This is a genomic window from Serratia rhizosphaerae (genome assembly GCF_009817885.1).
Lineage (GTDB): Bacteria > Pseudomonadota > Gammaproteobacteria > Enterobacterales > Enterobacteriaceae > Serratia_B > Serratia_B rhizosphaerae.
The window spans coordinates 4,682,137-4,694,208 of sequence record NZ_CP041764.1 but is presented as its reverse complement, the minus strand read 5'-3'; the positions used below and the strand labels follow the sequence as shown (position 1 = coordinate 4,694,208).

Genomic DNA, 12,072 nt, shown 5'->3' with positions numbered 1-12,072 from the left:
CTGTTGGCTCCTTATTTGACGAACAGACGTCGTGGGTAGTCGCACAGGACGTCGGCGCCCTGTGCGGTGATAACGATGCTTTCGGTGATCTCCAGCCCCCAGTCATCCATCCACAGACCGGGCATAAAGTGGAAAGTCATGCCCGGCTGCAGCGGCGTTTCGTCGCTGGCGCGCAGGCTCATGGTGCGTTCGCCCCAGTCCGGCGGGTAGCTGATGCCGATGGGGTAGCCGCAGCGTGCGCCGCCGCGATCGATGCCGGCGCGGCGCATGGCGCTTTCCAGCGCCCGGGCGACATCGCCGCAGGTGTTGCCCGGACGGGCGGCGGCCAGCCCCAGCTCAATGCCGGACAGCAGCGCCTCTTCACCGCGCCGGAAGTGATCCGGCACGTCGCCGAGGAAAATGGTGCGCGACAGCGGCGCGTGGTAGTGACGGTAGCAGCCGGCGATCTCAAAGAAGGTGCCTTCCCCGCGGCGGAACGGCCGGTCGTCCCAGGTGAGATGCGGCGCGGCCGCGTCGGCACCGCCCGGCAACAGCGGCACTATCGCGGCATAATCGCCGCCGAAACGCACGCCGTCGTCGTCCACCCAGCCTTCGATGGCGCAGCGCTGGATCTCCGCCACCAACATGTTTTTCGGCAGACCCGGCTCCACCATCTGGTAAATGCGCTCATGCATCCTGCCGACGATGCGCGCGGCGATACGCATATACGCCAGCTCGCGCGGCGACTTGACCGCCCGGCACCAGTTCACCAAGGCGGTGGCGTCGATAAATTCCTGCTGCGGGCAGTTCAGCTGCAGGTTCAGAAAGGCCAGGGCGGAGAAGTAGTAGTTATCCATTTCCACGCCGATGCGCGCCTGACTCCAGCCGAACAGCGGCAGCACTTCCTGAGCCAGGGTGCGCATCGGATGTTCGTCCGGATTCTGCACCAGCCGCTCCGGGTAACCGATAATCCGCTCGTCGGCCATCCAGCAGGTGCGCAGCGCGCCGTTGCTGTCCTGCTGGCGGCCGAACCACACCGGTTCATCCTCCAACCCCAGCAGCACGCACTGATGCACGTAAAAAGACCAACCGTCGTAACCGGTCAGCCAGGCCATATTGGAAGGGTCGCTGACCACCAACAGATCGATGCCTTGCTGCGCCATGGCGGCGCGGGTTTTGGCGATCCGCTGGTCGTACTCTTCGCGTGTGAAGGGCAAAGTTTTCGTCAACATGCTGTTTTATCACTCATCGCAAGCGTGGAAGCCCTGACCGGCGGGGAAACGCCGGCCTGTTTACCCTGTACCCAGGGCGCGGGGTTACTGCGACTGCTCTAACTGCTCCAACTGCGCCAGCGCAAAGGCTGCGATGGCGCTGTCCTGCACCCCGGTGCCGCTCAGGCAGCACAGGGTGATGTCTTGCGGCGTAAGGCGCAGCGGCGTGCCGCCGGCAACTAATGCGCCCAGTTCGTATACCGTGAAGGGCGGCGTCTGCCCGTTAAACGCTTTCAGCTCGCCGTTGTGCTCGCTCTGGCTGCGCAGATCGCAGACGACGCGGTCGGCATGCAGCAGGGCGCTGATATCAATCTCCCGCTTGTCCGGGCTGTCGGATCCCATGGCGGTGACGTGTACGCCGGGAGGCAGGTGCTCGGCAAACAGCAGCGGCTCACGGGACGGCGTGGTGGTGACGATAATGTCCGCCCCGGCGCAGGCGGCTCCGCTCTCCGGGTATCCCGTCGCCTGTAGCCCGGCATCCGACAGTTCCCGGGCCAACCGCTGCGCCGCCTCCGTGCGCCGCGCCCAGATTGATACCTGTTCGACCGGAAACAGCAGACGCAGGGCGGCCAGCTGCAGCCGCGCCTGTTCGCCGGCGCCAATCAGCGTGATGCGCCGGCTCTCCGGCCGGGCAAGATATTTGGCCGCCAGCAGCCCGGCCAGCGCGGTACGCACGGCGGTGAGGTAGCCCTCATCCAGCAGCAGCGCCCGTGGGACGCCGGTTTCGGCGCTCAGCACCACCATCAGCCCGTTAAGGCTGGGCAACCCGCGCCGGGGATTATCAAAAAATCCGGGGCTGATTTTGATGGCGAAACTGTCGCTGCCGCGGATCCAGGCGGTTTTGACGTCCACTTCGCCGTTGACCTCCGGCAGCGCCATCGAAAGGATCGGCGGCTGCACCACGTTGTCCGTGCCGAGGGCGCGGAATCCTGCCTCAACCGCCGCCAGCGCGGCGGCATCCAGCCGCACCGCGGCGCTAATCTGCTGTCGGTTATAGATCTGCATCCTGTGCCTGCTCCTGTCTGGCCCGGTCGAAGGTTTCCAGCGCGACGTTGTTGCCGCTCAGCACCAACGCCACCTCCTTGCCTGCGATCGGGATCCGGTGGTGTTCTATCGCCGCCAGCCCGACGGCCGCGGCCCCTTCCAGCAACATCTTCTCCTGCTCCAGCAGGGTGACCATCGCCCGGGCGATGGCCGCCTCCGGCACCTGATAGTGGCTGTCCATCGTCGCGCGTACCAGCGCCAGGGTGTGGCGGTTATCAAGTCCGATACCGCCGCCCAGCGAGTCGGCCAGGCTTGGCGTCTCCGGCACGCTGACCGGTTTCCCCGCCTGCAGGCTGCGCCACATGGCGGCCCCGTCGCTGAGGCTGACGCCGACCACCTCGGTGCGCGGACTCAGCTGCTTCATCACCAGACCGATGCCGCCCAGCAGCCCGCCGCCGGACAGGCCCGCGAACACCATATCGAGCTGCGGCCGCGCCTCGAGGATCTCCAGCGCCAGCGTGCTCTGACCGGCGATAATCAGCGGGTGGTCGAAGGGCGGAATCGCCACCTGGCCGCGGCTCGTCACCCGTTCATCCACCGTCTCAAACGCCTCATCCTGGCTGTCGCCGCAGCGGCAGACCTCGGCGCCCAATGCCTCAATGGCCGCCACCTTATTGGCCGGCACCAGCGAGGAGAGGCAGACGGTGGCCGGAATGCCCAGTTCCCGGGCGGCCCAGGCCACCGCCCGGCCGTGGTTGCCGGTGGAGGCGGTAATCACGCCGGCCTGCAGCCGCTGCGGCCCGTATTGCTCCAGCAGGGCGGCGATCATGTTGCTGGCGCCGCGCAGTTTAAACGCGCCGCTAGGCTGCAGATTTTCCAGCTTGAGCCAGACCTTGGCGTCATAGCGCTGCGACAGGTACGGCGAATAGCGCAGCGGCGTGTTATCCGCCTGAGCGCGGATGCGCCGGCGCGCCTGCCAGACATCAGCCAGCGTAACGCCGCCGGGAAGTTCAGGATTCATCGTTGCTCCTTCTGTCAGCGTAGCTGGCCGGCGGAGCCAAGCTCGTCGGCCACGCGGTTCACCGCCCGCAGGGCGCGGTCGACCAGTTCATCCACCTCGGCGCGGTTGATTACCAGCGGCGGCGCAAAGCCGAGGATATCCCCCTGCGGCATGGCGCGGGCGATCAGTCCGTTGTCCAGCGCCGCCGCCGACACGCGCGGCCCCACTTTCAGCGCCGGATCGAACGGCCGGCAGCGGGTTTTGTCGCCGGAGAATTCAATTGCCGCCATCAGCCCGACGCCGCGCACCTCACCGACCAGCGGATGATCGGCAAAACTGTCGTGCAGGCGCTGCTGGAAGTACGCACCGGTGTCGGCGGCGTTCTGCACCAGGTTTTCCCGCTCGATAATCTGCAGATTCGCCAGCGCCGCCGCCGCCCCCAGCGGGTGACCGGAGTAGGTCCAGCCGTGGCCGATCGGGCCGTATTCGCCGGTGCCTTGCTCCAGCACGCGCCACACCTTGTCGCCGACGATCACGCCGGACAGCGGCTGATAGGCGCTGGTCAGCCCCTTGGCGATGGTGATCAGATCCGGACGCATGCCGTAGGTATGAGAGCCGAACTCACTGCCGGTACGGCCGAAGCCGCAGACCACTTCATCGGCAATCAGCAGGACGTCGTACTTATCCAGCACCGCCTGTATCGCCGGCCAGTAGCCCTCCGGCGGCGGCACGATACCGCCGGTGCCCAGTACCGGTTCGCCGATGAACGCCGCCACGCTGTCCGGCCCTGCCGCCAGGATCATTGCCTCCAGCCGCTCGGCGCAGTGCTGTGAGAACGCCAGTTCGCTGACGCCCGCCAGCTCCGGCGCCCGTTGGTAGTAGTAGGGGGCGGCGGTGTGCAATATGCCGTCAATCGGCAGGTCGAAATGGTCGTGGAACGACGCCAGCCCGGTCAGGGATCCGGCGGCGATGCTGGAACCGTGGTAGCCGCGCAGGCGTGAGATGATTTTCTTCTTCTGCGGCCGGCCGAGAATGTTGTTGTAGTAACGCACCAGTTTGATCTGGGTTTCGTTGGCGTCGGAGCCGGACATGCCGTAATAGACTTTGGACATGTTCATCCCGGCTTTGGCGATGATCTTTTCCGACAGCGCCACCAGAGGCTCGTTGGTATGGCCGACATAGGTGTGGTAGTAGGCCAGCTCTTTGGCCTGACGATAGATGGCTTCGGCCATCTCTTCACGGCCGTAGCCGATATTGACGCAGTACAGGCCGGCAAAACCGTCGATAAACTGATTACCGTCGGCATCGTGCACCATAATACCGCTGCCGCCGGTCATCACCCGGCCAGGCAGTTCGCCGTGCGCATAGTCGCGCAGATGGGTGGAGGCGTGAAACGTCACCTGACGGTCGCGGGAAATCAAGTCGTTGCGCTGTTCCATGATCATTCTCCTGTTACTGAGGGCAGAGTGGGTTCGCCTGACAAACCGCCAAGGCAGAAGTAGCGGGTGGTGAGATATTCATCGATGCCGGTGCGGCCGCCTTCGCGCCCCAGACCGGACTGTTTGACGCCGCCGAAGGGCACGGTAGGGCCGGTCATTTTGACGCTGTTCACCGCCACCATGCCGTACTCCAGCTCGCGGATGTAGCGCCAGACCCGGCGCTGATCGCGGGTCCAGAGGTAGGCCGCCAGCCCGTATTCGGTGGCGTTGGCCTGAGCGATCGCCTCATCATCCTGCTGCCAGGCGGCGACGGTGGCGATAGGGGCAAAGCTCTCTTCCTGCCAGACCCGCATCGCCGGCGTGACGCCGGCCAACAGGGTGGGCATAAAGTAGTTGGCGCCCGGCGCCTGACGCTGATCGCCGTGGATCAGGCGCGCGCCGCGGGACAGGGCGTCATCCACCAGGGCCTGCGCCTTCTCGACCGCCTCACGGTGGATCAGCGGGCCGATATCGCTGTCCGGGCTGTCGCCGGGGCCGACTTTCAGTTCGCGCAGCCGCGCGGCAAACGCCTCAATAAACGCATCGTGGATCTGCTGATGCACCATAATGCGGTTGGCGGCCAGGCAGTCCTGACCGCTGGTCTGGAAGCGGGCGGCGATGGCCGCCGTCGCCGCCTCATCGATATCCACGTCCGGCGCCACCACGAACGGCGCGTTGCCGCCCAGTTCCAGCGACACGCGCTTCACGCTGCCGGCGCACTGGGCCAGCAACAGCTTGCCCACCCGGGTGGAGCCGGTAAACGACAGGGCGCGCACGCGCGGTTCTTCACACAGCTGGGCGCAGACCGCCGGCGGATCGCCGGTAATAACGTTAAATACGCCGTTCGGCAGCCCGGCGCGTTCCGCCAGCTCGGCCAGCGCCAGCGCGGAAAAGGGCGTTTCATTGGCGGGTTTGACCAGCACGCTGCAGCCGGCGGCCAGCGCCGCGGCCGCTTTGCGGGTGATCATCGCCAGCGGAAAGTTCCAGGGAGTAATTAATGCGCAGACGCCCACCGGCTGTTTCAGCGTGCCGGGCAGGGTGCCGTCGATTTGTACGGCGAGCGTTTCACCGTTGATCCGCACCGCCTCTTCGGCAAACCAGCGGATAAAACTGGCGGCGTACTCCACTTCGCCTTCGGCCTCGCGGCGCGGTTTGCCCTGTTCATTCACCAGCAGGGTGGCCAGATCGTCGCGGTGCGCCAGCAACTGTTGATACCAGGCCATCAGCAATGCCGCGCGCCGGTCGGTACGCACCTGACGCCAGCGGCTGAAGGCCTGTTCGGCGGCATCCACTGCCCGTTCGATCTGCGCCGGCTCCAGCAGCGGGATATGCCCCAGCAGGCTGTCATCGGCCGGGTTATACACCGGCCATTCAGCGCCGGACTCACTGTGGCACCACTCGCCGTTAATCCAGGCGAAATGACGAAACAGACGGGGATCCTCTAACTTCATCTGCGTTCTCCTTAGCGCCGAATAGACGCGGCGCTTAGTCTGCTCCCCCGTACAGATACCGGGGAAAAGCACATGGGATGCTTTGAAGATAAGAGAAAGCGTGAATAAATAATTTCTGTTTCAGCGTCGTAATTATTGGTTTTTTTCTGTTGTTATTGCAATAGACGCTAAATCAACGCCGCGCAACAGGCACCAAGGAAATAAATATGACCACATTGTTTTTATTTATTATGCCGCCGGTGAAACGGTATGCCGCGAGCCAAACAGAATGCTGGACACGCCCGCAGATGGCGGAATGATTGTCTGAAGAAATGGCATAATCCGCTGGTCAATACGTGTTCCACAGGAACACCGTTAACGTCGGGGATTATCATAGGTGTTTGATTACAATGAGGTGTCGAGTGGGTTTCGGGCAAAATCCCCCGCACATCCGGGACACCGTCGGCCAGTGCCGCCGCATAGGGCAATAAGCCAAAGTTATTTTTCGTGATATGGCTCATAAATTTAAACTAACACGAGCAGGTTATTAATGATGACGGAGTTCACAGAAATGATGCTTACCGTAAGCGGCTGTAAGATTAATAACAGAAAGACGCAGCAATAATAACGGAAGAATAGTTTTTATGATGCGGCGCTTGAATGATAAGGAATCGCTATGGCGCATATTTCATCCGCCGGAAAAGTATTAAAGCCCCCCGAGAAAGGAGGGCTGAAAAGTATCGCTTATTGATCCCAGCGGGCGCGTTGCATATCGATAACAAAACGATATTTCACGTCGCCCTGCAGCATGCGGCTAAACGCGGTTTCTACCTCGCCGGCATCAATCAGCTCTACGTCGGCGGTGATATTGTGCTGGCCGCAGAAGTCAAGCATCGCCTGCGTTTCCGCAATGCTGCCGATCGAGGTGCCGGTAATGCTCAGGCGACGGAACACCATCGGCGTCACGTCCGTCGGCGGGTGCGGGCTGTCCGGAATGCCGACCAGCACCAGATGGCCGTTGGTCTTCAGGCAGGCCAGGTAAGGATCAAGCTGATGCGGCGCGGCGACGCAGTCGAGAATAATGTCCAGACTGTGTTGCTGGGCGGCCATCTGCTGTGCATCCTTGGATACCACCACCTGGCTGGCGCCCAGACGGCGCGCATCGGCGCCTTTTTCCGGCGAGGTGGTGAACAGCGTCACCTCCGCCCCCAGTGCGCTGGCCAGCTTCACCGCCATATGGCCCAGCCCGCCCAGGCCGATCACGCCGACCTTATCGCCCGGCTGCAGTTTCAGGTGCTGCAGCGGCGACCAGACGGTCACGCCGGCGCACAGCAGTGGCGCTACCGCGTGCAGCGGCAGGTTCTGCGGCACCGATACCACAAAATGCTGGTCTACCACGATCTGCTCGGCATAGCCGCCGGTCGTCAGCCGGCCGGTATATCTGTCGGTGCCGTTATAGGTTGGCACAAAGCCCGTCTCGCAGTACTGCTCCTCCTGCTGGCGGCAGAAATGGCAGTCGCCGCAGGAATCCACCATCACGCCGACGCCCACCAGATCGCCCGGCTGAAAGCGCGTTACCGCCGCGCCGGTGGCCCGCACCCGGCCGACAATCTCATGGCCCGGCACCAGCGGATAGTTGCTGACGCCCCATTCGTTGCGCGCCATATGTAGATCGGAATGGCATACCCCGCAATACAGGATCTCAATGCTGACGTCTTCCGGCTGTACATCACGCAGCGTAATCTGGGCGGGGGCCAAAGGGCGGTCGGCATGGCTGGCCGCGATAGCGTTAATTTTCATCGCTTCACCTTTCGTTATCGGCATCTGTCCGCAGCGGTACGGACAAACTTGCGTTGAGGGCGGCAGACTATAGACAAAAGGTTCCTTTATTGATAGTAGTCACCATTTGGTAACCATGATGTTCAGGAGTGAGTCTCCGATGCCGGATTGGATCGATGGGAAAGTCTATTTTTATGCCGACTCGGCGCCGCGCCGGCTGATGTCGCTGTTTGCCGTCAAGTGGAGCACCATGGTGCTGCATGCGCTGTGGCACTGGCCGCAGCCGGGCGCGCGCACCGGTGAACTGCAGCGCAGCCTGCAGGGCATTTCCAAGAAGATGCTGTTTCAGACATTGCGTGAACTGGAGCTGCGCGGGTTGATTGAGCGTAAGGTGTATCAGGTAGTGCCGCCGAAGGTGGAATATTCGCTGACCCCGCTGGGGCGCACGCTGGCGCAGCCGATTGAGCAGATGTATCAGTGGGGGCTGGATAATCAGGCGGCGCTGGATGAGATGGAGCAAAATCTGGCGCGCAACGGCCAGAACGCCGGCGCAGAGCCGTAAGGCGATAAAAAAAGCCGATAACCCAGGTTATCGGCTTGTTGTCTGTCGGCAGGGCGCTTAGGCGTTTGCCAGCCCCTGTGCGGCGCTGTCTACCAGATCCAGCAGGCGCTTGACGTCGTCCAGCGTTACCGTCGGGTTCAGCAGCGTCAGCTTCAGGCAGGTGACGCCGTTAAATTCGGTCACGCCGACGTTGGCCTGACCGGATTCCAGCAGGTTATCGCCGATACGCTGATTCAGCAGCGCTACCGCGGCGTCGTCCGCCAGCTGTGCCGGACGTGAACGGAACAGTACGCTGGCCAGCTGCGGCTGCATCACCAGTTCCAGCGTCGGCTGCGCGTTGACGTATTCCGCCACCTGCTGCGACAGGGTAATGCCGTGATCGATAATCTCGGCGTACTGTTGCTGCCCCAGCGCTTCCAGCCCCATCCACAGTTTCAATGCGTCAAAACGACGGGTGGTCTGCAGCGATTTGGACACCAGGTTCGGCACGCCCTGCGCTTCGTCAAACTCGGAGTTCAGGTAAGCCGCCTGATAGCGCATCAGCTCATAGTGGCGCGCCTCTTTCAGCAGGAACGCGCCGCAGCTGATGGTCTGGAAGAACTGCTTGTGGAAGTCCAGGGTGATGGAGTCCACCAGTTCAATACCGTCCAGATAGTGGCGGTACTGCTCAGACAGCAGCAGCGCGCCGCCCCAGGCGGCATCAACGTGCAGCCAGATCTGGTGCTGCGCCGCAATCTGTGCGATATCACGCAGCGGGTCGATCGCGCCGGCGTCGGTGGTGCCGGCGGTGGCGACAATCGCCATAATCTGTTCGCCGTTGGCATGCGCCTGCGCCACTTTTTCCGCCAGATCGTTCAGATCCATCCGCGCGCGCTCGTCGGTTTTCACCTGCGTCACGCACTGATAGCCGAAGCCCAGCAGCGCCATGTTCTTCTGCACCGAGAAGTGGGCATTGGCGGAGCAGAACACTTTGATTTTACGCAGATCGCCGATCAGGCCGTCCTGCTGCACCGAGTGTCCCTGACGGGCGAAGAAGGCGTCGCGCGCCAGCATCAGCCCCATCAGGTTGCTCTGGGTGCCGCCGCTGGTGAATACGCCGGCGTCGCCAGGCTGGTAACCCACGCGTTCACGCAGCCATTCGACCAGCTTCATCTCGATGATGGTGGCGGAAGGGCTCTGATCCCAGGAGTCCATGCTCTGGTTGGTGGCGTTAATCAGCACCTCGGCGGCCTGGCTGACCACCAGGCTCGGGCAGTGCAGGTGCGCCACGCACTGCGGATGGTGTACCGCCAGGCTGTCCTGCAGGAAGTATTCAACCGCACGTTCAATCGCCGCCTGGTTGCCCAGGCCCTGCGGATTGAAGTCCAGCTGAATGCGCTCGCGCAGTTCGGCCACGGTTTTACCCTGATACATCTCAGGCTGCTGCAGCCACTGCGCCACCGCCTCGCTGCTCTGGGCGATCGCCTGCTGGTAGGCTTCAATGCTTTGCGCTGAGCCGGCCAGGATCGGGTTTGACTTGGACATTGCGTTCAACTCCACTCAGACAGGCTTAACGCCCGCGCTCAACAGAGCGTTTTCAAATTTATCCAGGAATACGCCCAGCTCTTCATTGCTGATCAGCAGGGAAGGCAACAGACGCAGCACGCTGCCGTGACGGCCGCCACGTTCCAGAATCAGGCCGCCTTCAAAGCATTTTTTCTGCAGCAGCGCGGACAGCTCGCCATCGGCAGGGTAGCTGCCCATATGATCCGGCGCTTCGTGCGGTTTGACGATCTCGATGCCGAGCATCAGACCCAGGCCGCGTACGTGGCCAATCACCGGGTAACGCTGCTGCAGTTCGGCCAGCTTGCCTTTCAGCCATTCGCCCTGAGCGGCTACTTTGTCGGCAATGTTGTGTTCTTGCAGGTACTTCAGCGTGGTCAGGCCGGTCGCCATCGCCAGCTGGTTGCCGCGGAAGGTGCCGGTGTGGTGGCCAGGCTCCCAGGCGTCGAACTGCTTCTTGATGCCCAGCACCGCCAACGGCAGGCCGCCGCCGACCGCTTTCGACATCACGATGATATCCGGCTCAATGCCGGCGTGTTCGAAGGCGAAGAATTTACCGGTACGGGCAAAGCCGGCCTGCACTTCGTCGATAATCAGCAGAATACCGTGCTCCTGCGTCACCTTACGGATACGCTGCAGCCACTCGACCGGCGCCGGGTTCACGCCGCCTTCGCCCTGAACCGCTTCCAGGATCACTGCCGCTGGCTTACGCACGCCGCTTTCAACGTCGTTAATCAGGTTTTCGAAGTAGTAGCTCAGCGCCTTGACGCCGGCTTCGCCGCCGATACCCAGCGGGCAACGGTATTCATGCGGGTAAGGCATGAACTGCACTTCCGGCATCATGCCGTTGATGGCTTCTTTCGGCGACAGGTTGCCGGTGACCGACAGCGCGCCGTGGGTCATGCCGTGATAGCCGCCGGAGAAGCTGATCACGCCGCTGCGGCCGGTGTGCTTCTTCGCCAGTTTCAGCGCGGCTTCCACCGCGTCGGCGCCGGAAGGGCCGCAGAACTGCAGGCAGTACTCTTTCCCCTGGCCCGGCAGCAGAGAGAGCAGGTGGGCAGAGAAGCCGTCTTTTAACGGCGTAGTCAGATCGAGCGTATGTAACGGCAAGCCGCTGGTAATGACATTTTGGATGCTCTGCAGGACATCAGGATGATTATGGCCCAGCGCCAGCGTACCTGCGCCGGCCAGGCAATCAAGATATTGTTTGTTTTCAACATCGGTCAGCCAGACACCCTGAGCCTTCGCAATCGCTAATGGCAATTTACGAGGATAACTCCTAACGTTTGATTCAAATTCAGCCTGTCTGGCCAAATAGGTTTCGTTGTTTCCATTAAATGAATCGGCACCTAAAGTATCAATACGGACTTTATCCGTCATCATATCACTCCTACAACCAGGGTTATTGACAACGCCTGATTGAATAATTGAATTAACAAATGATTTGCTCTACATAAAAGCGCGCCCAATATATTGTTTTTTAACCTGCGGCTCAATCATTTATTTTGTTTAATTTTGTTTAGATTTTCCCTATATGAATCAACACGTTGTTGATTTTGTGGTCGAAAGTATGCGCCATAACAGAATCGCGCCGGATTTAACAAGAGGGCGATATGTTACTTTTTTGCAACATATTGTCTTGTAACGAATTTTTTATAATTTGGTGAGAAAGGGCGCGCCGGTGGGCGGCTGCGGCAAAGGCTAAGCGATTATTTATAAACCACATTTATTTCTCGCATAACCTTTTCTGGGATAAATAATAAGGCTTTATTCGACGATATAAAGTGCGCCGGCATAGAGCAAAAAGTTATTGATTGAGCCTCGGATAAACAAGGAAAGGGCATATGCATAACGCCGGGAGAGCGACAAACAGAAAGCTCTGAGTTTTCATCGGCGTCAACCGACAACCGTTACTTAGCGAATAATTTGCGCACAGAAGCAAGTTTGCGCGTTCCTGACTCCTGGCCTACAGTAAGCTGGCGTCACGAAACTGTCATATTCCTTGTCCGACTTTGCTTGTTATTCATGACTTCAACACCATGCGGAT

Annotated in this window: 9 protein-coding genes; 1 reads left to right on the top strand and 8 read right to left on the bottom strand. The window is 61.2% G+C overall.

The window, feature by feature from the left end:
- Positions 1-11: 11 nt before the first annotated feature.
- From doeA to FO014_RS21835, 6 genes are all read right to left on the bottom strand, one after another.
- On the bottom strand, positions 12-1,211 hold the full coding sequence (gene doeA, locus FO014_RS21860; RefSeq protein ID WP_160031046.1) for an ectoine hydrolase DoeA: 1,200 nt from the start codon (positions 1,209-1,211) through the stop codon (positions 12-14).
- Between the two features lie 84 nt (positions 1,212-1,295).
- Positions 1,296-2,255 (bottom strand): cyclodeaminase, encoded by a 960-nt coding sequence (locus FO014_RS21855; RefSeq protein ID WP_160031045.1) that lies wholly within the window; start codon positions 2,253-2,255, stop codon positions 1,296-1,298.
- Complete coding sequence (gene eutB, locus FO014_RS21850) at positions 2,242-3,255, bottom strand: hydroxyectoine utilization dehydratase EutB (RefSeq protein ID WP_160031044.1); 1,014 nt, start codon at positions 3,253-3,255, stop codon at positions 2,242-2,244. Before eutB ends, FO014_RS21855 begins: the two co-directional genes overlap by 14 nt.
- Before the next feature lie 14 nt (positions 3,256-3,269).
- Positions 3,270-4,673 (bottom strand): aminotransferase, encoded by a 1,404-nt coding sequence (locus tag FO014_RS21845; RefSeq protein WP_160031043.1) that lies wholly within the window; start codon positions 4,671-4,673, stop codon positions 3,270-3,272.
- Between the two features lie 2 nt (positions 4,674-4,675).
- On the bottom strand, positions 4,676-6,163 hold the full coding sequence (locus tag FO014_RS21840; RefSeq protein WP_160031042.1) for an NAD-dependent succinate-semialdehyde dehydrogenase: 1,488 nt from the start codon (positions 6,161-6,163) through the stop codon (positions 4,676-4,678).
- Positions 6,164-6,886: 723 nt separating this feature from the next.
- Complete coding sequence (locus tag FO014_RS21835; protein WP_105231188.1) at positions 6,887-7,942, bottom strand: NAD(P)-dependent alcohol dehydrogenase; 1,056 nt, start codon at positions 7,940-7,942, stop codon at positions 6,887-6,889.
- A 139-nt stretch (positions 7,943-8,081) separates the two neighbouring features.
- On the opposite strand from FO014_RS21835, the gene FO014_RS21830 reads away from it, so the two are divergent.
- Positions 8,082-8,483, top strand: coding sequence for a winged helix-turn-helix transcriptional regulator (locus FO014_RS21830; protein ID WP_111737069.1), 402 nt, complete (start codon positions 8,082-8,084; stop codon positions 8,481-8,483).
- Positions 8,484-8,540: 57 nt separating this feature from the next.
- Here the strand turns inward: FO014_RS21830 and FO014_RS21825 are convergent, their stop codons facing one another.
- Together FO014_RS21825 and FO014_RS21820 are read right to left on the bottom strand one after the other, a co-directional pair.
- Complete coding sequence (locus FO014_RS21825) at positions 8,541-10,007, bottom strand: pyridoxal phosphate-dependent decarboxylase family protein (RefSeq protein WP_105231190.1); 1,467 nt, start codon at positions 10,005-10,007, stop codon at positions 8,541-8,543.
- A gap of 15 nt (positions 10,008-10,022) precedes the next feature.
- The gene (locus tag FO014_RS21820; RefSeq protein ID WP_172606278.1) at positions 10,023-11,408 is read right to left on the bottom strand and encodes a diaminobutyrate--2-oxoglutarate transaminase; all 1,386 of its coding nucleotides are present in this window, start codon (positions 11,406-11,408) and stop codon (positions 10,023-10,025) included.
- Between the last annotated feature and the right edge of the window lie 664 nt (positions 11,409-12,072).

What these genes read in the sequence shown, in the direction of transcription:
- FO014_RS21825 (WP_105231190.1), bottom strand. Translation starts at nt 10,007, where the DNA reads ATGTCCAAGTCAAACCCGATCCTGGCCGGCTCAGCGCAAAGCATTGAA.
- FO014_RS21840 (WP_160031042.1), bottom strand. Translation starts at nt 6,163, where the DNA reads ATGAAGTTAGAGGATCCCCGTCTGTTTCGTCATTTCGCCTGGATTAAC.
- doeA (WP_160031046.1), bottom strand. Translation starts at nt 1,211, where the DNA reads ATGTTGACGAAAACTTTGCCCTTCACACGCGAAGAGTACGACCAGCGG.
- FO014_RS21830 (WP_111737069.1), top strand. Translation starts at nt 8,082, where the DNA reads ATGCCGGATTGGATCGATGGGAAAGTCTATTTTTATGCCGACTCGGCG.
- FO014_RS21835 (WP_105231188.1), bottom strand. Translation starts at nt 7,942, where the DNA reads ATGAAAATTAACGCTATCGCGGCCAGCCATGCCGACCGCCCTTTGGCC.
- FO014_RS21820 (WP_172606278.1), bottom strand. Translation starts at nt 11,408, where the DNA reads ATGATGACGGATAAAGTCCGTATTGATACTTTAGGTGCCGATTCATTT.
- eutB (WP_160031044.1), bottom strand. Translation starts at nt 3,255, where the DNA reads ATGAATCCTGAACTTCCCGGCGGCGTTACGCTGGCTGATGTCTGGCAG.
- FO014_RS21855 (WP_160031045.1), bottom strand. Translation starts at nt 2,255, where the DNA reads ATGCAGATCTATAACCGACAGCAGATTAGCGCCGCGGTGCGGCTGGAT.
- FO014_RS21845 (WP_160031043.1), bottom strand. Translation starts at nt 4,673, where the DNA reads ATGGAACAGCGCAACGACTTGATTTCCCGCGACCGTCAGGTGACGTTT.